Genomic DNA, 20,097 nt, shown 5'->3' on the forward strand with positions numbered 1-20,097 from the left:
TCTCAAGGGCGACAGCACAAAATTTTAAGAAATCTTAAAATGGGGATAGTGCTTGTCGTGTTTTTATGGCCTCGTTTCGCTCCATTCTGGGTTACTATCGCGCCTATCGGGGGATAGCGATCGCCAGCATTGCTGCCGCCAGTGTCTGCGAACTGGTGGATTTGCTTGTGCCCTATGCCATTGGTCAAATCCTCAACCTCCTCTCCCAACAACCCCTTGACCCGCCAGTGGTGGCGATCGCCCATCAACTCCAAACATGGACAGGCTGGAGCGATACCTTTAGTGCTCATCTCGCCGTTCTCGGCAGTATTGTTTTTTTGGCCACGGTGGTGCGTGCCCCGATTCAACCGTGGCTGGGGGTATGGTTCCACTGGTGGATTGCCTTGGCTGCCCGTCGCGACCACACTCGCAAAGCAATCGAGAAAATCCTGACCCTTCCCCTAGAATTCTTTGAGGAAAACAACCCTGGCCGCATTGCCAACCGTGTTAGTAAAGGAATTTCCAACCATACGTGGAGCTATCCGGAAATTGCCGGTCAACTCATTCCCAAACTCGTACGGGTTCTCGGGATTGGTGTGATTGTTTGGTGGTTGGATTGGCCGATCGCCCTGGGGCTGTTGATCTCCTTTACCGTCATCTTGGTCCTGACCCTGCGCACCCTAAGGCGCATTATTCAAAAGGAAGAAATCCTCGACAGCCACATCGAAAGCACGGAAAGCCGCACCTCAGAGATCATCACCAATATCAAAACCGTCAAGGCCTTTGCCACTGAAGCCCGTGAACTAGCTCGCCAGAAGCAGCGGCTGGATCGCGAGTTCAAGATGGTGATTGACCGCATCCATCGCGGCTACATGCACCTAATCACTTGGCAGGGAGCGGTGGTGCAGTTTTGCCTTTTTAGTTTGTTGGGGTTTTCCCTGGCAGCGACCATCGCCGGACGGGTCTCCATTGGCCACTTTATTACGATTTACACCCTTGCCAGTATGGCCTATGCCGAAATTACACCCCTCTCGCAGGTGTCTGAGGTGTTTGCACGACGCTATGCCTCAATTTTACGCTTCCATGAATTTATGGAATTGCCCCCCGGTCGCGATGCCATTGACCTTGAGCAACAGGAAATTCCCAGCCTAAAGTTTTCTGGCAAGGTGGATTTTCACCACGTTTGGTTTAGCTACACGCCAGGGCGTCCTATTCTGCGGGATATTAATTTACTCATTGAACCCTGCCAAACGGTGGCCCTAGTGGGGCGATCGGGTTCGGGAAAATCCACCCTCATCAAGCTGCTCTTTCGCTACTTCCAGCCGGATCAGGGGCAAATTCTCATTGATGGCCAAGATATTCAAACCCTCGATGTCCGTGCCTATCGCCGCCGGCTGGCTATTGTCCACCAAGAAGTTGATGTCTTTAATGGCACCCTCTGGGATAACCTGACCTATGCCAACCCCGAGGTCAGTGCCGACGCCGTCTATGAAGCCTGTGCCATTGCGCGGGTGGATGAATTTGTTCATCAGTTGCCCTTGGGCTATCGCACGATTGTTGGTGAACGGGGGTTGCGGCTTTCGGGGGGACAGCGGCAGCGGTTGGGGATTGCCCGTGCCCTCTTGGCGGATCCTGATGTGCTGATTTTTGATGAGGCAACGTCAAGTTTGGATTACGAATCAGAGCGGGAAATTCAGCTAGCTCTGCGCGCCATTACGGGTACTCGCACAATGATTGTCATTGCCCACCGCCTGAGCACAGTGCGGGATGCCCATCAGATTGTGGTGCTGGATCAGGGGACGATCCGAGAGCAGGGCGATCATGACACCCTCCTTGCCCAAGGGGGATTGTATGCCCATCTCTATTCGATTCAGCGCGATCGCACCCCCGCTGCTTCAACTAGCTGAGATTCACCCCCAAGAAGCGATCCAAGAGCCGATGGCGCCAAAAGCTGCGCAAAAGAATTACCCAAAATAGGACGATGAGCACAATGAGTGCCCACAATGACCAGGAGAGGGGTTCCAGTTCCGCCACCGATCGCAGGGGGGGCGACGTACTAATGATGACAAAGCCAGCCAGTAGGATAACTACAACCGCACCATACCGCCAGTTGCCCACCAAGGGAGCACCGCCGACCCACACGGGATGGGGAGGCTTTAGGAAAAGCACTAAACAAAGGGAGGCCAACATCAGGCTCGTCACCAAGGCCGTGCGAGCGATCGCCACACTGTGGCCCAATTCCGAGAGCACCTCGCGATCCTTCACCAGCGTTGGATCAAACTGTCCTTGGAGTAATTCCACAAGGGGTGTCAGTTCCCGTGCCAACACCCCTAAGTACATGAAAATGGCCAACAGCGCGAGGCTTAGGGTAGCGGGGATAACAAAGTGCAGCAATGAACGAATCAAGGAGCGATGGGGACGCGGCCCCGGCACTGCCCAAAAAGCCACCGCCAGTGTGGGTAAACCCACTCCCCACAGCGTGAGCAGGCTATTGTGCTTAATCAGCAGCGGAAAGGCGCGCCCTGTCATAACAGTGACAAGGCACAGCAAACTAAAGCTAAAGACCCGTACCAAAAAGAGCTTGCTGACATCCTGAATACCGTTGTAGATGCGCTGCCCTTCGCGAAAGGCTTCTGGTAAGGCGGCAAAGGAATCCGCAAGCAGCACAATATCAGCCACATTGCGGGTAATGGCACTGCCACTTTCCATAGCAATTCCCACATTCGCTTGCTTCAGGGATAGGACATCATTCACACCATCACCAATCATTGCTACCTGATGCCCGAGGGCACGCAAGCGAGTGACTAGTTTAGCCTTTTGCTCTGGTGTAATGCGACCAAAAACCGTGGCTTTCTCAGCCATTTGATCAAAGCTGGGATCATCCATAGCAGCTAGTTCTGCTCCGGAGATGGCGATCGCCCCCCCATCGAGGCCAACTTGCTTGCCAAGGGCAACAACGGTTTCTGGGTGATCTCCAGAGATAATTTTGACTTGAATTCCAGCTTGCTGAAAACGCGCTAGAACCTCACGGCATTGGGGTCGCAGGCGATCGCCCACCCAAATCACTGCCAAGGGTTCCAACCCTGAGGGCAACAGAGGAGTCTCCTGCCGTTCATCCCAAGTGGGATCACTGGCACTGCGGGCAAAGAGGAGCACCCGCAATCCCTGCTGCCGCCCTCGCTGGAGCAACTCAACCACCTCAGGGGGGAGGTCGTCACTCTTGAAGAGGACATCCGGTGCCCCCAAAATAAACGTTTCTGAGTCGTGCCAGGCGACTGCACTCCACTTGTAGCCGGAGGAAAAGGGAATTTCCAGGCGTATGGGTTGGGGAGTTCCCGCAAAAGCCGCCGCTAGGGCAACAATGGTACGGTTGGGACTGCTGACACTGGCTGCAAACTTCCCTAGGGTGGCCGCCGTTTGCTCCTTCGGTTCGCTGAGAGGGTACCAGCTGTGGAGTTCAAGGGCATTGGCCGTTAGGGTTCCCGTTTTGTCAAGGCAGAGAATATCCACCCCACTGAGGGACTCAATGGCATTGACCTGCTGCACCAAGACATTGGCACGGGAAATGCGCAGCGCCCCCAGGGCATAGGTGAGGGTAATCGTAAGGTACAGGCCCACGGGGACAAGGCCGGCAACTACGGCTGCGGTTTGCACACTCATTTGGAGAGTGGTCAGGCGCACCAATAGCGAGAATAGAACCAATAGCCACAGGAAAACCGCCAGAGCAAGAATCACGCGGATAATCAGGTTAATTTCCTGCTGCAGGGGTGTGAGTTTATGGTGGTGCGTTTTGGCGGCAGCAGTCAGTTGATGGGCAGTGCTCTCTTCCCCCACCTGTTCAGCAACATAGGCGGCGGCACCGCGCACACAAAAGCTGCCGGAATAGAGGCGATCGCCCGCCTGCTTGGGAATCAGATCCGACTCCCCTGTGAGTAATGACTCATCTACTTGGATCTGTCCATCGCCCACCACCCTACCATCAGCAACAATTTGATCCCCAGGGGCCAAAAGCAGAATATCCCCTTCTACGACTTCCGCGGGATCAATAATCACCTGTTGGCGATCGCGCAGCACCTTGACACGGGGTCGGCTTAAAAGGCTAATGGCATCCAGTTGGCGTTTGGCGCGAATTTCTTGAATGATACTGATGATGGCATTGAGAAACACGACAACGACGATCGCCACCACGTCCCCTGGGCGACCCAAAAAGATCAAGATGACACTAATAAAAGCAAAAACCCCATTGATAAACGTGAAGAGGTTTTCCCGCAAAATCTCGCCATAGGTGCGATTGCTTTCACTCACTTGACGGTTAATGCGGCCTCTGGCTTGCCGCTCCGCTACTTCCGCTGCAGTAAGACCGATTAATGGGGTTGTCATGTTTCAGGTTTCCACTGGCTTCACCACCAATACCGAACAGGGGGCATCGGCAAGGACGGCACTACTGACGGAGCCCTGAACCACGCGCTCCACGCCGGTGAGGCCGCGACTGCCCAGCACAATTAAGTCCGCACGGTAGATATTTGCAAGGCGTACAATTTCCTCTACGGGGTCACCGTTAACAATTTCAATCTCTGAATCACAGGGAAGCTGGCGTTGAAACTGTTGTAAATGCTGCTCAATACTGCGGTAGGTTCCCATTTGGGGATGCAAGGAGGGGCGATCAGCGCTGACCCCAAACCCCGACTCCACCGGTGAAATCACATGAGTGAGAATCACTTGGGCATCTGGGTCTAAGTTTAACTGTGCCACCGCCGCCATCACCCGTGCCGATAACTCACTGGTATCGAGGGCAACTAAAATTGTTTTGAACATGCCTGTGACTCTGTACTTGCAATCTCCTAGTCTGCCACAGAAGGGCAAGAGGCGAATGGACGACGGCGAAGATACCCCTAATGGGACTAATTTTTGTGGGGAGCAACCAGTCTCACACTTTTCGCTTCTCCACCCTGGGGAAAGGCAAAACACCTCATCTTTTGCCTCTTGAACAGGAGAACCCAGTTGCTCGTCTTGGGGAGATTGACATACTCACCGCCCTAAAGTGCGATGATTCTTGACGCTTCACTGGGTGATGCTACCGAAGTAGTCTTACTCTCCCTCTGCGTCCATTTATAGTCGTGGCAATGCCCTATCCCGACTTTCTCTATATTTCTTGCGGCATTTTCGTCTCTATCGTGCTCTGTACCACAATTTAGACATACGACAGAGCGAACGGATAGATCGATTTTGCCCCATTTAAAACCGCATGTTGAGCAAGTCTGACTGGTTGGCTCCCATCGGTCGATAACAATAAACTCACGGTTTAGTTTCGTGCACTTAGCCTCAACTAAAACCCTGAATTCTCGCCAACCTTGCAAGCTAATTGCTCTAGCGAGTTTGCGGTTCTTCACCATTCCAGAGACATTCAAGTCTTCCAGCGTGATCACTTGGTTCTCGATAACCACGCGGCTAGACAATTTATGCAAAAAATCCCTGCGAATGTCTGAAATCCGACTATGAAGCTTAGCGATTTGCAGTCTTGTTTTCTCCCGCCGTTGGCTTCCTTTAACTTGACGGGCCAGTTTGCGTTGTTTTCGCCTGATCTTTTTGTCTAACTTGGAATAATCAGGGCCATCAATCTTTTCGCCCGTACTTAAAGTAGCAAACGCTTTAATTCCCAAATCAATGCCGATAGAAGGATTACTTGCAGGTTGATCAACTGGATCGATCTCGACCACAAAACTGAGAAAATATCGATTTGCAGTATCTTTAATCACCGTAACTGAGCTTGGTTTAGAAGGAAGCTGTCTTGATCAAATTGGTCTAACATTACCAATCTTCGCCAGATAAACTTCTTCGCCTTTAATTGAAAATCCATAGGTAGTAAATCTGGCGGATTGTCTTTCTGTCTTCTTTTTAAATCTAGGAGGGTTGATCTTCTTGCCTTTTCGCCGACCTTTAATTGAATCGAAGAAGTTTTTATAGGCAACTCCTAAATCGGCAACGGACTGCTGTAACGGGACATTAGAAACATCAGACAACCATTGCCGCTCTGGTGTTTTCTTCCCTTGGGTAATTACCAGCTTTTGCAATTCACTAGTTTTTGGTAATTTATCAGATTTCTTGCATATTTCCAGTGCATCGTTCCACACCACACGGACACACCCAAACAACTGAGCTAGGCGTTGTCGTTGTTGGTCTGTGGGATAGAAACGATACCTATATCTAGCTTTCATTGATCGTGCTATAATTGGTCTGTGGATAGATTATAGGTTGGTCTACAAGCAATGTCAAGTCATCTTCGTAAAGGGAGACACAGCGTTACGGACGCTGAGGGATTAGAGCTGATCGAGAAATGGTTTCGAGAAGTCGCCAAGAAGATGGATTTCCAGATTCTTGAATTTAACGGCGAAGAAGACTATGTCCATGCGCTAATCGAGTATCCTCCCAAACTTTCTCTTTCCCAGATTGTAAATGCGCTTAAAGGCGTATCTAGTCGTGGATATGGAAAAGCTGCACTACCAAAACCACATGAAGAATCACTTTGGAGCCCTAGTTATTTTGCGGCATCTGTTGGAGGAGCACCGTTAGAGGTGCTTAAGGAATACATGAGAAATCAAAAAAAGCCGTCCTAAAAGGATGGGGCTTGTATCCCATTTCATTGGTCAATAGCAAGCGCAAATCGGGGTGCACTACAAACGTGCGGGCATAGGCAAGGGGGGCAATCACCCCCAGCAAAAAGCAGCCACTGACATTCACGATCAAGGTAGCAAAGGGCACATGACCCCCAAGATAGGGTTCCCAATAAGCCTCTAGTAAGAAGCGACTCAGGGCACCGGCAATGGCTCCAAGACTAACGGCCAGGGCGGGGCGCAACCGAGGATGAACTGGCGTCACAAGCGCGGCTCCTCCACAATCAACACCGGTCGAGTTGAGGCCTCAAGAATACTCTGACACACAGACCCCATAAGCACACGCTTGAGACCCTTTTGACCATGCTTACCAAGGATAATTTCAGTCACATTGTATAGGGTGGCGGTCTCCAAAATGGCTTCGGTAATGGGACCAGCAGTGAGAATAAAACGATAGCGAATATCGGCAAGGTACTGCTTCATTTGGGCTTTGAGGGTGGCCACTGCCTGAGGATCAGGTATGTCCTGCACATGGAGCACGATCACTTCCGCATCGGCACGCCGCGCTAATTCCGCCGCCTTTTGGAGAACATAGGGGGTGACACTGGAGACATCCACTGGTGCTAAGAGCACAACCCGTGGTTGCAGCAGGACTTTGGTGGGATCCACCTCGCCCTTTTGCAGGAGCTTTGGCGCAAACGTGGGAATTGCCCATGCGCCAATGGGAGCCGTAATCAAGATCGAGAGAACCGCGATCGCTAGCATCGTTTCAGCCCCAGGCACCCCAGCAGACAAAGGCAAAGCACCAATCGCCGCTTGGACAGTTGCCTTTGCTGAATTCCCCGGCAACAAAAAGAGGCGTTCTGAGCGTGTCCAATCACTGCCAAGGGTGGAAAGATACCAGCCAATGCCCCGCCCAATGAAGGTACCCCCTGCTAAAATCACTAAACCCACACCGAGGGAACGTTGCAACACCCCTAACTGGACACTTGCCCCCAACAGCACAAAAAGAAAAATCTCTGCCACCTGCCACAGCCCATCAAACCCCACCCGTAATTGCCGCCCTAGGGGCGCATCCATCTCAATCAAAAAGAAGCCCGCACTCATGACCGCAACGTAGCCGGAAAACAGGGGCAGGCGATCGGCCAAGCCCACCGCCCCCAAAGCCACTGCTGCTGCCACGAGGGTTGTTTGCACCCGATTTTGACTCCAGTTTTGCTTGACCAACACAAAAACCAGCGCCCATGCCAAGCCATAGCCCACAATCAAGCCACCCCCAATTTCAAGGAGTGCCTGCACACCCACTGCGATAGCGGGCGGCAAGTCACCCAGGAATCCCCTGCCCTGGTCAGCCCCCATGAGTAAACTGAAAAGCAGCAGCACCACGACATCGGAAATGGCACTGCCTGAGAGAATGGCATCACTAATCCCCTTGTCCACGCCCCAGCCCAAACTTTTTAGGCGGAGCATCCCCGGCACAATCACCGCAGGGGACTCCGGTGCCACGATCGCCCCCAACAGTAGCCCCTGTCGCAAATCAAATCCCAGTAAGAGAATGGCCATCCCTGCCACAACTGCCATTTCACACAATGCCGGTAATACTCCAAGGCGGAGAGCCACCGTACCCTGCTGGACCAACTTCTGGCGATCCAAGCCCAGCCCCGCCTTCATCAAAATCACCATCACCGCAACGGCACGCAAGGTGGGGGCTGCCCTCAGGATGTCGGTGTCCAACAGATTCAAGGCCGCAGGGCCGAGGAGAATTCCGGCAAGCATCATGCCGATCAAGGCCGGTGCCCCCAGTCGCCGCGCCAATTGACCAGCAAAGAATCCCAGCAGGAGGATAAGGGCAAGGGTTTCTAAAATAGCTGCCATCCCTGCAAACCTCGCTGTGACACCCAACTTACCCTATCGGATAACTAAATGATTGCCAATGCGCAGCGTCCCTCGCGATCGCCGCAAATCTCCTATATGCTCTTATATGCTCTATAGTGCTTAGGTATCGGTGCAGCAGAGGCAAGATGACATATTGCTTGGGAATTCTCACCACGTCGGGTCTGGTGATGGCGGCAGACTCTCGCACCAATGCGGGAGTAGACTATATCTCCACCTATCAGAAGCTCTTTGATTTTTCGGTGCCGGGGGAGCGGGTGATTGTCATTTGCACCGCTGGTAACCTTTCCATTACTCAGGAAGTCCTGACACTGATTCGCCGTGATCTCAAGGCGCAGTTGGAGCACAGTCTCAACACGCTGCCCAATATGTACGAGGTCGCCCGCTATGTCGGTCATAAGCTGCGGCAGGTCAGTGAGAGTCATCGCTCTTGGTTAGCTAAAGATAACATTGACTACCAATGCACATTTCTCGTGGGGGGGCAAATTCGTGGCGAGGAACCCTACCTGTACTTGATCTACAGTCAGGGTAATTTTCTGCAGGCGACCCCCGAAACTCCGTTTCTCCAGATTGGTGAAACCAAATATGGCAAGCCGATTTTAGACCGCACGTTGCGCTTCGATACGCCCGTAGATGCGGCGGCAAAGTATGCCCTCCTCTCCCTTGATTCAACCATGAAATCCAATATCTCCGTTGGCCCTCCCCTGGACCTGATCCTGTACCGCACCGATAGCTTTGAGATCTGTCACCGCGCTGAATTTGTCTTGGGTGATCCTTTTTTGGCGAAGGTGCGGCAGTTTTGGGAGGCCTCCCTGCGGCGCGTATTTGAGGAAATGCCCGAGATTGAATGGAATCGGAGCCAGCCTTGCCCCACCTCCTCAATGGTCCTGCCAACAGCAAAAATCCCTGTTGCAGAATAGGAAAGGCCAACGATGACATCTCCTTCCTTAGCGCAGCAAGTCGCAGCCCTTGGCATTGGTCACATTCAGCGGCATCTCTTCCTGTGTGCTGATCAAACCAAACCCCTGTGCTGTGACAAGGCAGTGGGTTTAGAAGCATGGGAGTATTTGAAAAAGCGCCTCAAGGAACTCGGCTTAGATCAACCGCGCCCAGAGGGCTGTATTTTTCGCACCAAGGCCAATTGCCTGCGGGTGTGCCAACAGGGACCGATTTTAGTGGTCTATCCCGATGGCGTGTGGTATCACTCGGCAACACCGGCAGTTATTGAGCGCGTGATTCAGGAGCATGTGCTGGCGGGGCAGATTGTTCAGGAGTATCTACTGGCGTCACCATTGCCCGAAAGAGCAGGCGATCGCCCCACCAATAGCCCGCATGGGTAATACGCACCGGTGTTCCTGCCTCTAAGGGCGCGCGATCGCTCTGGTGCTGGCGCGGATCAAAGGGAACACAGGCGCCAACTTCACCAATCAACCTAACCCCCCACTGCTCTAAGAGTTGAAACACTGGCTTCACAAGGGGCAAAATTCGCTGGGCGGGGGCGGTGGGGTTTTGGTGAGCGGCATAGGCGGCAGTGGGCCAGAAGCGCAGAAACGGTTCCAGGATTTGTAGGGCTTGGTGTTGCAGCGCTGCCTCAGCAGTGGATTCACCATAGAGCCACTGCAATAACTCCAAGGGAGTCAGCCCTAGAACTTGGGCAAGGTGTTCGAGGGTTTCAAGGCGCAGTCGGTGCAGGTCCCCTAACCAAATGGCATTGGCTTGCTGTCGGGTAAATCCTTTGCGGCGCAGTTGACTCTTGCGGGTAATGCCGACCCTGAGGAGGCGCTCTTGCAGACGCTGGCTCATGGTTCTAGTCGCTGCCCCGTGTGATCGTCAAAAAAGTGGAGATGCTGCGGATCAGGGCGCAAATACAGGCGATCGCCCCGCCGAATGGGCTGTTGCCCCGGCAAGCGCACCCGCAACGTTTCTCCGGTGGCCGTGAGGTGAACCGTCAAGCCCGTTTCATGGCCTAGGGCTTCCACCAGGTCCACCTGAACTGCCAGTGTCTCGCTCTCCTCAGCAGTGGCCAGCAGGAAATGTTCTGGACGAATCCCCAACCATGCCTTGGATACCAAGGGCAAGGGCTGGCTCAGGGACAACTGCCAACCGGCGTACTGAATCTTCCCTGGGTTGAGGGTCACTGCTAAAAAATTCATCGGCGGTGAGCCAATAAACTCAGCCACAAAGCGATTGGCAGGGCGTTGATAGAGGTCAAGGGGCGTGGCAATTTGTTGAATTTGGCCTTGGTGCAGGACCACAATGCGATCGCCCATGGTCATCGCTTCCGTTTGGTCATGGGTTACATAAATGGTTGTGATGCCCAATTGCTGCTGAAGTTGAACAATTTGGGTGCGGGTCTCGGTGCGCAGCTTGGCATCTAAGTTAGAAAGGGGTTCATCCATCAAAAAGACTTGGGGATTGCGGGCCATGGCTCGTCCGAGGGCAACCCGCTGTTTCTGACCACCGGAGAGTTGTTTGGGATAGCGATAGAGCAAGTGACTGATTTGCAACATCTGCGCAATCTGCATCACCCGCTGGTGAATCATGCGTTCGCGGCGAAAAGAAAGTTGCATCCCCTTGGGGAGCGATCGCGTCCAGCGCGTTAAAGTGGCTTCAATGGGAGCGGGTAACACCCCCTTCATCTGTGAGTTGCGGCGCAAACCAAAGGCCAAGTTGTCATAAACCGTGAGATGGGGATAGAGGGCATAGCTTTGAAAAACCATGGCAATGTCTCGCGCTTTGGGGGGTAAACCATTGACCAGGCGATCGCCCACCCAAATCCTGCCCGTGGTTGGTTCGTCTAAACCGGCAATGAGCCGCAGCAAAGTACTCTTGCCACACCCCGAAGGCCCCACTAGGACCAAAAACTCGCCGTCACCGACCCTCAGATCAATCCCTTGCAAAACCGTGACATCATTCCCGCGTTGAGGGTCGCGATAGACCTTGGTCAGTTGTTCAAGGCGTACACCGGTCACGATCGCTGTCCTAGGGGGGCTAATTGGCTAGAATCCCACACTGCGGCTGATCTGACAAGACGCCTAGGCAAGGTGCAAATTCAGTACCGAGCGCGGCGCCCGGCGAACCCGTGCCCGGATGGTGGGCAGTCCCAGACGTTGGCAGGCTTCATAGCGATGACACCCCGAAAAGCCATAGTAGTGCCCTTCGACCTCAAGAACATCAATGGGTTCCTGCTGGCCAATTTCAGCAATGGAGGCCATCAGCGCTGCAACTTTTGCCGGATCTGTTTGCCGAACCAGCGGACGACGAATGGCATTGAGAGGCAAATCCAAAACTCGCATTGGCTTATCCAAACTCGTTATGAGTTTATTTTAGCAATCCATCGCCTTCCGGCAACAAAAGGCCCTTGAATAACTTCTTAATTTTGCAGTAAGACGATAGAGGTCGGCTTTTAGCCGTTGGTGGTGCAGTTGAGATGGTTTTTTTATGGGTTTGCAACGTCGTCGCTTCCTTACCCTTGCGGCTGCTGGTATGGGGGCAGCCCTGCTTCCCCAAGGGCTGCAGCTTTTGTATCAACGAGCTGCCCGCGGCCAATCTGTGAGGGGTCGGGGCTTTGGCCCCCTAGTAAAAGATCCCAATGGCCTATTGGATTTACCAGCAGGCTTCCAATATCGGGTTTTCTCAAAGCTGGGCGATCGCCTCAGTGATGGTACCCCCGTGCCCACGCTCCATGATGGCATGGCCGCCTTCCCCGGCCCCGATGGCACAACCATCCTTATCCGTAATCATGAGATGTATCCGGGGCTACCCCGCACCTTTCAGGGAGTAGTGGCTCCCAAGGAAAAAATGTATGACCCCCTCGCCCCCGGCGGCACCACGACACTCGTTGTCAGTAAAGAGCGGCAGCTCCTCAAGCATTACGTTTCTTTGGCAGGAACCTTGCGCAATTGCGGCGGTGGCAAAACCCTCTGGGGCAGTTGGATTAGCTGCGAAGAAACGGTTGCCACCCCTGAACATCCCGCCAACCGAGGCCTAGTGCAAAAACGCCACGGCTATAACTTTGAAGTGCCCATCCGTGCCCAAGGACCTGTGACGCCAGTTCCCCTGAAGGCAATGGGGCGTTTTCAACATGAGGCGATCGCCATCGACCCGAAAACAAATATCATCTATCAAACGGAGGATCGCGGCGATAGTCTCTTTTACCGCTTTATTCCTAAGGAACCCACCAACCTTGCCGCTGGCGGCCAACTGCAAGCATTGAAAATCAAACGCTACCCGAAAATCAACACGGGTCAGGATTTTCCCCTCCGCCAGCCCTTTGAGGTGGAATGGGTGGATATCACAGAGCCTGACCCCCCCCTAGACACAGTGCGCTATGAGGGCCATGACAAAGGGGCAGCCCAATTTGTCCGCAGTGAAGGGCTTTGCTACCACAATGGCCAATTTTACTTTACAGCCACCAGTGGTGGTAACAAGCGGCTAGGCCAAATCTGGCGATATCGCCCTGGTGGGACCTCAGCAGATGGTGGCACCATTGAGCTGTTTGTGGAGTCCCCCGGTAAAGCAGTTCTGGATTATCCCGATAACTTGACGATGGCTCCTTGGGGAGACCTGATCTGCTGTGAAGATGGCCACGATGCAGTCAATCATCTGGTGGGTATCACCCCCCAAGGAGAGATATACACCTTTGCCCGCAATGCCCTCAATGATCAAGAATTGGCGGGGATTTGCTTCTCACCGGATGGCCAAACCATGTTTGTCAATCTCTACCATCCGGGGATGACCTCTGCGATTTGGGGACCCTGGGATCGGCGGGGCTAAGGCCTAAAAGGGAGCCAAGGATGACCTGGCTCCCTCCTGATTTTCCTCGTCACCCAAGGCTTCAACCCAGGGTCATTTCTGCCTTAGCTCAGGGCCACATAGGAGCGATTGTAGCTGGCCGCCAAAGCGGGATTCACTTTGCCCTGAATTTGTTGCCAGTAGTGGGCTGCACTCACCGGCAGACCAATCGCTGTCGCCATCCGCGCCAGGAGGGTTTGTTCACGGCTTTTAATCATCTCGTGGTGGGCCATCGCCAAGGAGCGAGCCATTTCATTGACGGTTGCCATCGGCGGCACAGAGGCCACCGGGTCAGCCAAGCGAGCGGCGGGAACCCCTGCTGGCGGTTTACCTTTTTGATACTTGACGCCACGGTAGGTCATGACTTTCAAGGATTCTTCCGTTGGCTGCATTGCAGGAGAGACCCGATAGGTGCTGCCGCGATATTTGGCCACTACGTCGGTTGCTTGGGTATTGATCGCTGGAGGAACGTAGTTGTATTGAACGCCGCGATAAGTCAGAGTTGTCATAGCTTTCGCCCCATTTTGATTACAAGGTGGATGAATTGAGGCGCGTTCCTTCGGGATTTATTTCCCTACTTCCGTCCCTCGCAAAGGAACAACGCTGACACTTCAACTCGGTCTGAAAAGCGTTTACTGAGGTCCTACGAGGGATGAACGATTTATTTCTGTATCTAATTTAACAATTTCTCGATCTTAAAGCAAGCTATTCATAGAAATTTACAATACTCAGGCCACAACTCCCCTAGGGATGTGAGTGTCTGAGACAACAAAAAGACAACAAAAAAGGCCAATCCCAAGGATTGACCCAATGGCATCATTGTTGAACGTTGATTTTTGAACCTTTATTGAAGGGTGGTTTTAACCCTCTAGGGGATAGACACTCACACGCTTGCGATTTTTGCCATAGCGCTCAAAGGTAACGACGCCGGCGATCGTTGCAAAAAGGGTGTCATCACCACCACGAGCCACATTCACGCCGGGGTGGAATTTTGTTCCCCGTTGCCGCACCAGAATGTAACCGGCCTTTACCACTTCACCACCAAAGCGCTTGACACCCAAACGCTGGGCATTTGAGTCGCGACCGTTGCGGGTACTCCCTGTTCCTTTCTTGTGTGCCATGTTAACCTCCTAGGGATTCACCATTGAGACGAATCTCATTGATCATGATGCGGGTGAGTTCTTGACGGTGGCCTTTTTTCCTGCGGGTTTTCTTTTTCGGCCGCATTTTATAGACAATTACCTTCGGCCCGCGCCGATGCTCCATCACCGTACCAGAGACAACTGCACCACTGACGTAGGGTTGACCCACGTGGACTTGGCTATCGGTTTGCACCAGCAACACCTGTTCTAGATCAATGGTGCCCTCCGGCTCAATGGGGAGCCGCTCCACATCGTAAAAGCGCCCGGGTTCAACGCGCAGTTGCTTGCCACCGGTCTCAATGATTGCGTATGCCATAGAAATTAAAAAACTCCTTGCCGTGCAGGTGAGGGGATGCGCGCCTCTTGGAAAACCTGTTCCGTGCAAACTCAACAATTTTTCATCATAAAATTTATCCCCTGTGGCTGTCAAACCCTAGCTGCGCCACGGCAGACTGTCTGTTGAACCTTTGGTCAATTCGGGGCACTCATCGAGGGAGATCTCCCTAAACATGTCTGGATAGTAAAAAACAAGGAGGGTCGTGCCCACACCAATGACATCTTCATGGTGCAGCAGAGTGCTGTGCTGAAGGGGGAAGCCATTCAGGAATGTGCCATTGCGGCTGTGGGCATCCCTAATGAAGTAGAGGGGTTGCCCCCTAAAGAGAAAGGCGTTGATCACAGCATGCAACCGCGAGACATAGGCATCTGTGAGACGAATACTGCAGTCTAGTTGGCGGCCAATGGTCCACTGGCGATCGGGACTGAGAAGGACTTCCCGTTTCGGCAAACCGCGTTCGCGAATGATCAGTGATGCTTTGGGATAGGTTGGCGTTGGCATCCTTGGTCTCCCCTCTTAACGGGATGCCCTTAGCCTAGATCGCCTAGATGACAAATGTTGCCCCATCCCCTTGGGCCGCTTGCCAACTGCGGGCATCAAAGTATAAATCCTCAAGGGAAATACTGGCCAAGGCCTCCTGAAGTTTTTGGTGGAGTCGTTGCCAAAGACTCAAGGTTACCCAATCGGCGGTGCCATCTGTCGGTTGGGGGGGGTGTAAAAACAGGGGGGTTGGCGATTCACCAACGGCAGTAAGGATATCCCGCAGGGAAATGGTCGCTGGGGGACGGGCGAGTTGATAGCCGCCATAGACACCTCGGAGCGATCGCACCAAGCCGGCACGCCGCAATTCAATCAAGAGTTTTTCTAGATAGGGGGCAGGAATCTTTTGCCGCTCAGCAATGGCCCGCACCGAGGCGGGCCCATAGTTGGGCAACAAACTCAAGTCCAACAAAGCCTTGATACTGTAGTGGCCACGGGTGGTGAGGGTCATGCGGCTTTACCCACAGTGGTGATGTAGAGAACGGCTTCTTCCGGGGGAATGCCAAGGAGATCGTTGACCTGATCATCAAAGAAGCCGCCGATACCACTCACCCCTAGCCCCAAAGCGGTAGCGGCTAAGTTCAGTCGCTGGCCGAGGTGGCCGGCATCCATGTGCAGGTAGCGATAGGCGCGGTCGCCATAGCGGGCGATCGCCCGCTCCAGATTAGCAGTATGGAAAATCACCACTGCGGCATCGCGACCGAGGTCTTGATTGAGACAGAGAAAATGCAACTGTTCCTGAAAGTTTTTGAAGCGAATCTGGCGGAGTTCGTGCTCAGCGACAGCGTAGTAGTAGCAGCCCTCCTCAAGCTCCCTGACCCGCGTCACGGCAATAAAGGTTTCCACCAGGGTCGGGTCAAAGAAACTGGGGCATTCGTCTAGGCCTTGATCGCGGTAGTCTTGGGGATGGTAGGCAAAGGTGAGCAGCGCCGCCAATTGATCCATCTCAATCGCTTGGCCACTGTACTGACGGGTGGAGCGCCGCTGGAGAAGGGTTTGCTGCAGAGCGGCTAGATGGGTTTCCCAGTGAATGATGGTTTTGCTGAGACTGACCCGCAGCCCAAAGGGAAATTTGTACTTACTCGCAGGAGGTGCGGGAGGCTCCTTGGCACTGGGGCTGGCTGTCTGCATGCCGTAGATCATGTCACTACTGGTGAGGGCACTGGCACCATGGCAGGCTCTGAGCAACTCGCCACTGGCGATCGCCCCATAGTCATAGCAGGTGGCAGAGGGTAACACAGCGGGGAAGGTGGATAAGTTTTCGCCCACTTCCAGCAAATTGGCCAGGGCAACCACCGCCAAGACCCCCTCCTGCTCTGGATCAAGGTAAAGGAGTTCATTCATCTGGGCATCCACAAAACCACCAATCAAGTGGGCACGAAAATCATGGATGTTGGCGGCCAGTTCCACATTCCCCAAGAGGTGCCCAATGTCGAGACAAATGCGGCGATAGGCGCGATCGCCATAACGCCAAGCGGAACGGTAGAAGACAGCGGTTACCACCAGAGCAATGTGCGTCCTTTCTAGGGCTGGATGCCAAAGACAAGCCGCCTCTAGGGCCGACCAACAATAGCTTTGCCACACCTGCACAAGGGCATGATCTTTTACTTGGTAGTTATAAATGCCAGCGGGAATGGCGGTATCGTTGCGCGTGAGAACATAAATTTCCGCTGGATACAGCCCCCCAGCAGAGGGCGCTGCCCGCATATAAAAGGGCTGATCGGGATAGGGAACCACCCCAGTAATGCCATAGGTGCAGTACAACAAGCGGGAGAGCCGCTGCCAGTAGGGGTGAGCCGCCCCCTTCCCTGGCTCTAGGAACGACTTCAGGGAAAAGACGGAGCCGAGGGGATAGGTTTTGTAGGGACTCGGTTGACGGCTCCAATCCAGGGGGGCAGCTTGTTGGGCTAAGGTCTCAGGGGCGTACTTGGTGCGTTCGTGGTAATGCTGTGCCAAAGAAAGTTGTTGAAACCCCATGGTGGTGCCTCACCAAGTTAAGAAACCATTAAGTAATGTGAACTTTTCAATGAATTCCCCTACAGTCAAAAGAGCCTAAGTAGAAATACCTAAGATTGTGAAACACTCTTTTACCATTATGGCGAAATTCAACGCGGAGGAGCTACTCCAAGCCTATGCAGCAGGAGAACGGAATTTTCGCGGCAGTGATCTAATGGGTTTGAGCCTCTTTGACACCAACCTCAGTGATGCCGATTTTAGCGAGAGTACCCTGGAGAATGCCTACTTGCCCTATTGCCAGTTGAATCGAATTCAGGCAACGGCTGCTAATTTGCGCCACAGTGAGTTGGGAGATGCGCAGTTGTACCAAGCCAACCTTGCGGCAGCGGAGGAGAATGCCTACTTGCCCTATTGCCAGTTGAATCGAATTCAGGCAACGGCTGCTAATTTGCGCCACAGTGAGTTGGGAGATGCGCAGTTGTACCAAGCCAACCTTGCGGCAGCGGATCTGGAGGGGGCTAGCCTTGTACGGGCAAATCTACGCACGGCCAACTTGGAACGGGCGAACCTACGGGATGCCAATCTTCAGGGGGCAGATCTGCGCTATGCCAATTTGCGCCAAGCGAACCTCCAAGGGGCAAACCTGCAACAGGCCAATTTAGAACGGGCAGATTTAACAGAGGCTCAGGTGCAGCGTTGTAATTTTTTCCGGGCAACGGGTGTTGATCTCTCCGCTGCAGTGTGCGATCGCACCACTATTTACCCCGATGGCTATTTCTATCCCTGAGTCAAGGTCATTAGGGTGACCGGATTAAGGGGGTGGAGGCGGTGGCCTTGACCCAGGGGAACCGAACGGCTGAGTTGCACCTGTAGCACTTGTGGGTTGATTTGATGGGTCTGACACCAGTGGAGAACTTGACCTTGGTGTTCGAGGGTAGCGATCGCCAGCACTAGCCGGCCGCCAGCGTTCAAGTGGGACCAACAATAGTCGAGATTGGCCAGTAACTGAGCACCACTGCCGCCAATAAACACCCGATCCGGTGGCGGTAAATCCCTGAGGCACTGCGGCGCTGTCCCTTGGAGGGGGATGAGGTTGGCCAAACCAAAAGCCCTGCGGTTGCGCTCAATCAGTTGAAAGCCAATCGCAGTTTTCTCGATCGCATAGATAGTGGCTTGGGGGGCAAGGCGGGCGATTTCCACGGCTACACTGCCGGTGCCAGCACCAATATCCCAAACGATTTCTACAGTGCTGGTGAGGGCCAGTTCCGCCAAAACCAGTACCCGCACTTCCCGCTTTGTCATCAGGCTAGGGCGATCTGCAAAGGTGAAAAACTGATCATCCCCTAAGCCAACAATGGGCTGTTCCCTAGGGGGTAGGCGCTGGGGTTGACGCAGGAGCACCACCAAATTCAAGGGATGGACTGGCGGCAGCGCCGTCACCGGTTGGGCTAAGTCCCAGGGCAGAATGGCTTCCTCTGCACTCCCAAGGGCCTGACAAACCCACGCCCGATAGGTTACAGGTATGTGCAATGCTTGGTATAGACGGCTAATGGCAGCAATATTGGCCTCGCCATCGGTGTAGATGGCAATTTTCTCCACCCCCCGCTGCAACAGGGGCACCAGTCCCGCTAGATCCCGCCCATGGGCACTGTAGATCACCGCATCCTGCCAAGGGAGCTTGAGGCGACTAAAGGCCAATTGCACTGCACTCAGGTGGGGATGAAAGGTTAACTGATCGGGGGCAAAGACTTCAAGGAGCCAGCGTCCTAATCCATAGAACAGCGGATCACCACTGGTGAGAATGACCACTTGGGGGTTGGCTGTGGTGTCCAAGTGCGTTTGAATCGCCTTGAGACTGGCATTAAAGTTCCCTAGGGAGAGGCGGGGAGTGTCCCCTTGGGGAATCAATTGCAGATGGCGATCGCTCCCCACCAAAAGGGTGGCTGAATCAATAATCTGCTGCACCGCGGCTGCCAACCCTGGGAGACCGTCCAAGCCAATGCCCACCACATGAATCGGAGTCACGCTGGCTCCTCGCTATAGGCCAACTCCAGTAGGGCATTGACAATCGCCGCTGCCACAGGCGATCCCCCCTTGCGACCGGCAATACGAATTTGGGGCACGGGTAGTTGGGCAAGGGCAGCTTTTGACTCCACGACATTGACAAAGCCAACGGGGACGCCAATAACGCCTGCGGGCGGCACAGGGGTTTGTTGCAGGCGATCGCACAGGGCCAGGAGCGCCGTTGGCGCATTGCCAATGACAAAAAGACCGTGGGGCCACTGTTGCCAAGCGCGGAGCATCCCTGCGGCGCTGCGGGTTTGACCAGGGGCGGTGGGGCTGCCATGGTCAAGGGCGGTGATGATTGGGTTTTGGAAGGTGCGGCTGACCATCGTTTGAATGCCAACACTGACCATGGCCACATCCGTGATAATCGGCACACCTGAGCGCAGGGCTTGGGTGAGGTGGGCGATCGCCCCCGGGGAAATCTCCAGGAGGTTCTTAAACTCAAAATCGGCTGTGCTGTGGATAATCCGCCGCAAAATCGAATAGCTAGGGGGGTCAAAAGGATGAGGCCCGATCTCGCGATCGATGATGGCAAAACTCGCTTGGGCAATTGGATGCAGCAGAGACACAGGACTTCTGATAAAATAGTAGAACTGCCTAAACTTGGAGAGATGGCCGAGTGGTCGAAGGCGCAGCACTGGAAATGCTGTGTGGGGCAACTCACCGAGGGTTCGAATCCCTCTCTCTCCGTCTTAATTGTTATATTGCCACTGGAGGGGGTCCCCCTGCCGCAACCAAGGGAGAGCGCAAAGCTTCCCACCAAGGTGCTTATTTCTCC

21 protein-coding genes, 1 tRNA gene, 1 pseudogene and 1 riboswitch are annotated in these 20,097 nt (G+C 53.8%); of the genes and pseudogenes, 7 read left to right on the forward strand and 16 right to left on the reverse strand.

All coding sequences use genetic code 11. From position 1 onward, the window contains the following. Nucleotides 1–65: 65 nt before the first annotated feature. Nucleotides 66–1,886: an ABC transporter ATP-binding protein gene (locus tag TLL_RS00755; protein ID WP_011056007.1), complete on the forward strand. Its 1,821-nt coding sequence runs from the start codon at nucleotides 66–68 to the stop codon at nucleotides 1,884–1,886. Here TLL_RS00755 and TLL_RS00760 read toward each other — a convergent pair. From TLL_RS00760 to TLL_RS13415, 3 genes and pseudogenes are all read right to left on the reverse strand, one after another. Further along, on the reverse strand, nucleotides 1,879–4,359 hold the full coding sequence (locus tag TLL_RS00760) for an HAD-IC family P-type ATPase (RefSeq protein WP_011056008.1): 2,481 nt from the start codon (nucleotides 4,357–4,359) through the stop codon (nucleotides 1,879–1,881). The genes TLL_RS00755 and TLL_RS00760 overlap by 8 nt on opposite strands. Nucleotides 4,360–4,362: 3 nt before the next feature. Next, complete coding sequence (locus TLL_RS00765; protein WP_164920646.1) at nucleotides 4,363–4,794, reverse strand: universal stress protein; 432 nt, start codon at nucleotides 4,792–4,794, stop codon at nucleotides 4,363–4,365. A gap of 221 nt (nucleotides 4,795–5,015) precedes the next feature. Further along, nucleotides 5,016–6,194, reverse strand: a pseudogene (locus TLL_RS13415) (RNA-guided endonuclease InsQ/TnpB family protein). A 51-nt stretch (nucleotides 6,195–6,245) separates the two neighbouring features. On the opposite strand from TLL_RS13415, the gene tnpA reads away from it, so the two are divergent. Next, on the forward strand, nucleotides 6,246–6,593 hold the full coding sequence (tnpA, locus tag TLL_RS00775) for an IS200/IS605 family transposase (protein ID WP_011056012.1): 348 nt from the start codon (nucleotides 6,246–6,248) through the stop codon (nucleotides 6,591–6,593). On the opposite strand, the gene TLL_RS00780 is transcribed toward tnpA, so the two are convergent. Both TLL_RS00780 and TLL_RS00785 read right to left on the reverse strand, forming a co-directional pair. Further along, nucleotides 6,556–6,855, reverse strand: a complete 300-nt coding sequence (locus TLL_RS00780) for a fluoride efflux transporter FluC (protein WP_164920647.1) — start codon at nucleotides 6,853–6,855, stop codon at nucleotides 6,556–6,558. The two genes, tnpA and TLL_RS00780, sit on opposite strands and share 38 nt — an antisense overlap. Beyond that, a complete protein-coding gene (locus tag TLL_RS00785; protein ID WP_011056013.1) occupies nucleotides 6,852–8,465 on the reverse strand; it encodes a cation:proton antiporter in 1,614 nt (537 codons plus the stop codon). The genes TLL_RS00780 and TLL_RS00785 overlap by 4 nt, the downstream gene beginning before the upstream one ends. A gap of 146 nt (nucleotides 8,466–8,611) precedes the next feature. Here TLL_RS00785 and TLL_RS00790 point away from each other — a divergent pair, with 146 nt between their 5' ends. Beyond that, complete coding sequence (locus TLL_RS00790) at nucleotides 8,612–9,403, forward strand: proteasome-type protease (RefSeq protein ID WP_164920648.1); 792 nt, start codon at nucleotides 8,612–8,614, stop codon at nucleotides 9,401–9,403. A gap of 12 nt (nucleotides 9,404–9,415) precedes the next feature. Further along, on the forward strand, nucleotides 9,416–9,823 hold the full coding sequence (locus TLL_RS00795; protein ID WP_011056015.1) for a (2Fe-2S) ferredoxin domain-containing protein: 408 nt from the start codon (nucleotides 9,416–9,418) through the stop codon (nucleotides 9,821–9,823). Here the strand turns inward: TLL_RS00795 and TLL_RS00800 are convergent. From TLL_RS00800 to TLL_RS00810, 3 genes are all read right to left on the reverse strand, one after another. After that, nucleotides 9,705–10,286, reverse strand: coding sequence for a helix-turn-helix domain-containing protein (locus TLL_RS00800; RefSeq protein WP_011056016.1), 582 nt, complete (start codon nucleotides 10,284–10,286; stop codon nucleotides 9,705–9,707). The genes TLL_RS00795 and TLL_RS00800 overlap by 119 nt on opposite strands. Further along, complete coding sequence (locus TLL_RS00805; protein WP_011056017.1) at nucleotides 10,283–11,455, reverse strand: ABC transporter ATP-binding protein; 1,173 nt, start codon at nucleotides 11,453–11,455, stop codon at nucleotides 10,283–10,285. Before TLL_RS00805 ends, TLL_RS00800 begins: the two co-directional genes overlap by 4 nt. Nucleotides 11,456–11,518: 63 nt before the next feature. Further along, nucleotides 11,519–11,779 carry a ParB N-terminal domain-containing protein gene (locus TLL_RS00810; protein ID WP_011056018.1) on the reverse strand — a complete coding sequence of 87 codons (261 nt, stop codon included), beginning with the start codon at nucleotides 11,777–11,779 and terminating at the stop codon, nucleotides 11,519–11,521. 145 nt (nucleotides 11,780–11,924) lie between these two features. Here TLL_RS00810 and TLL_RS00815 point away from each other — a divergent pair, with 145 nt between their 5' ends. After that, nucleotides 11,925–13,259, forward strand: coding sequence for an alkaline phosphatase PhoX (locus TLL_RS00815; RefSeq protein ID WP_011056019.1), 1,335 nt, complete (start codon nucleotides 11,925–11,927; stop codon nucleotides 13,257–13,259). A gap of 83 nt (nucleotides 13,260–13,342) precedes the next feature. On the opposite strand, the gene TLL_RS00820 is transcribed toward TLL_RS00815, so the two are convergent. The 6 genes from TLL_RS00820 to TLL_RS00845 form a co-directional block, all read right to left on the reverse strand. Then, nucleotides 13,343–13,786: a DUF4278 domain-containing protein gene (locus TLL_RS00820; protein WP_011056020.1), complete on the reverse strand. Its 444-nt coding sequence runs from the start codon at nucleotides 13,784–13,786 to the stop codon at nucleotides 13,343–13,345. A 39-nt stretch (nucleotides 13,787–13,825) separates the two neighbouring features. Then, a riboswitch (Glutamine riboswitch) is annotated at nucleotides 13,826–13,938 on the reverse strand. 199 nt (nucleotides 13,939–14,137) lie between these two features. Then, entirely contained in the window at nucleotides 14,138–14,398 is a 261-nt protein-coding gene (gene rpmA, locus TLL_RS00825) for a 50S ribosomal protein L27 (protein WP_011056021.1), read from the reverse strand. Between the two features lies 1 nt (nucleotide 14,399). After that, nucleotides 14,400–14,735 carry a 50S ribosomal protein L21 gene (gene rplU, locus TLL_RS00830; RefSeq protein ID WP_011056022.1) on the reverse strand — a complete coding sequence of 112 codons (336 nt, stop codon included), beginning with the start codon at nucleotides 14,733–14,735 and terminating at the stop codon, nucleotides 14,400–14,402. Nucleotides 14,736–14,852: 117 nt separating this feature from the next. Then, complete coding sequence (locus TLL_RS00835; RefSeq protein ID WP_011056023.1) at nucleotides 14,853–15,257, reverse strand: FHA domain-containing protein; 405 nt, start codon at nucleotides 15,255–15,257, stop codon at nucleotides 14,853–14,855. A gap of 43 nt (nucleotides 15,258–15,300) precedes the next feature. Beyond that, nucleotides 15,301–15,747: an Rrf2 family transcriptional regulator gene (locus TLL_RS00840; RefSeq protein ID WP_011056024.1), complete on the reverse strand. Its 447-nt coding sequence runs from the start codon at nucleotides 15,745–15,747 to the stop codon at nucleotides 15,301–15,303. Beyond that, a complete protein-coding gene (locus TLL_RS00845) occupies nucleotides 15,744–17,273 on the reverse strand; it encodes a SagB/ThcOx family dehydrogenase (RefSeq protein WP_011056025.1) in 1,530 nt (509 codons plus the stop codon). The genes TLL_RS00840 and TLL_RS00845 overlap by 4 nt, the downstream gene beginning before the upstream one ends. A 97-nt stretch (nucleotides 17,274–17,370) precedes the next feature. On the opposite strand from TLL_RS00845, the gene TLL_RS00850 reads away from it, so the two are divergent. Further along, nucleotides 17,371–18,039, forward strand: a complete 669-nt coding sequence (locus tag TLL_RS00850) for a pentapeptide repeat-containing protein (RefSeq protein WP_011056026.1) — start codon at nucleotides 17,371–17,373, stop codon at nucleotides 18,037–18,039. Here the strand turns inward: TLL_RS00850 and TLL_RS00855 are convergent. Further along, nucleotides 18,030–19,277: a bifunctional cobalt-precorrin-7 (C(5))-methyltransferase/cobalt-precorrin-6B (C(15))-methyltransferase gene (locus TLL_RS00855; protein ID WP_011056027.1), complete on the reverse strand. Its 1,248-nt coding sequence runs from the start codon at nucleotides 19,275–19,277 to the stop codon at nucleotides 18,030–18,032. The genes TLL_RS00850 and TLL_RS00855 overlap by 10 nt on opposite strands. Then, the gene (locus TLL_RS00860) at nucleotides 19,274–19,888 is read right to left on the reverse strand and encodes a cobalt-precorrin-8X methylmutase (protein ID WP_011056028.1); all 615 of its coding nucleotides are present in this window, start codon (nucleotides 19,886–19,888) and stop codon (nucleotides 19,274–19,276) included. The genes TLL_RS00855 and TLL_RS00860 overlap by 4 nt, the downstream gene beginning before the upstream one ends. 36 nt (nucleotides 19,889–19,924) lie before the next feature. Here TLL_RS00860 and TLL_RS00865 point away from each other — a divergent pair. Beyond that, a tRNA-Ser gene (locus tag TLL_RS00865) sits at nucleotides 19,925–20,009 on the forward strand. The last annotated feature ends 88 nt before the right edge of the window (nucleotides 20,010–20,097 follow it).

This window comes from Thermosynechococcus vestitus BP-1, assembly GCF_000011345.1.
Taxonomy (GTDB): Bacteria; Cyanobacteriota; Cyanobacteriia; order Thermosynechococcales; family Thermosynechococcaceae; genus Thermosynechococcus; species Thermosynechococcus vestitus.

Bases quoted from the DNA above. Each gene is read 5' to 3' on its own strand.
- TLL_RS00845 (WP_011056025.1), bottom strand. From the start codon at position 17,273: ATGGGGTTTCAACAACTTTCTTTGGCACAGCATTACCACGAACGCACC.
- TLL_RS00765 (WP_164920646.1), bottom strand. From the start codon at position 4,794: ATGTTCAAAACAATTTTAGTTGCCCTCGATACCAGTGAGTTATCGGCA.
- TLL_RS00760 (WP_011056008.1), bottom strand. From the start codon at position 4,359: ATGACAACCCCATTAATCGGTCTTACTGCAGCGGAAGTAGCGGAGCGG.
- TLL_RS00785 (WP_011056013.1), bottom strand. From the start codon at position 8,465: ATGGCAGCTATTTTAGAAACCCTTGCCCTTATCCTCCTGCTGGGATTC.
- TLL_RS00790 (WP_164920648.1), top strand. From the start codon at position 8,612: ATGACATATTGCTTGGGAATTCTCACCACGTCGGGTCTGGTGATGGCG.
- TLL_RS00815 (WP_011056019.1), top strand. From the start codon at position 11,925: ATGGGTTTGCAACGTCGTCGCTTCCTTACCCTTGCGGCTGCTGGTATG.
- TLL_RS00835 (WP_011056023.1), bottom strand. From the start codon at position 15,257: ATGCCAACGCCAACCTATCCCAAAGCATCACTGATCATTCGCGAACGC.
- TLL_RS00795 (WP_011056015.1), top strand. From the start codon at position 9,416: ATGACATCTCCTTCCTTAGCGCAGCAAGTCGCAGCCCTTGGCATTGGT.
- tnpA (WP_011056012.1), top strand. From the start codon at position 6,246: ATGTCAAGTCATCTTCGTAAAGGGAGACACAGCGTTACGGACGCTGAG.
- TLL_RS00755 (WP_011056007.1), top strand. From the start codon at position 66: ATGGCCTCGTTTCGCTCCATTCTGGGTTACTATCGCGCCTATCGGGGG.
- rpmA (WP_011056021.1), bottom strand. From the start codon at position 14,398: ATGGCACACAAGAAAGGAACAGGGAGTACCCGCAACGGTCGCGACTCA.
- TLL_RS00800 (WP_011056016.1), bottom strand. From the start codon at position 10,286: ATGAGCCAGCGTCTGCAAGAGCGCCTCCTCAGGGTCGGCATTACCCGC.
- TLL_RS00810 (WP_011056018.1), bottom strand. From the start codon at position 11,779: ATGCGAGTTTTGGATTTGCCTCTCAATGCCATTCGTCGTCCGCTGGTT.
- rplU (WP_011056022.1), bottom strand. From the start codon at position 14,735: ATGGCATACGCAATCATTGAGACCGGTGGCAAGCAACTGCGCGTTGAA.
- TLL_RS00840 (WP_011056024.1), bottom strand. From the start codon at position 15,747: ATGACCCTCACCACCCGTGGCCACTACAGTATCAAGGCTTTGTTGGAC.
- TLL_RS00820 (WP_011056020.1), bottom strand. From the start codon at position 13,786: ATGACAACTCTGACTTATCGCGGCGTTCAATACAACTACGTTCCTCCA.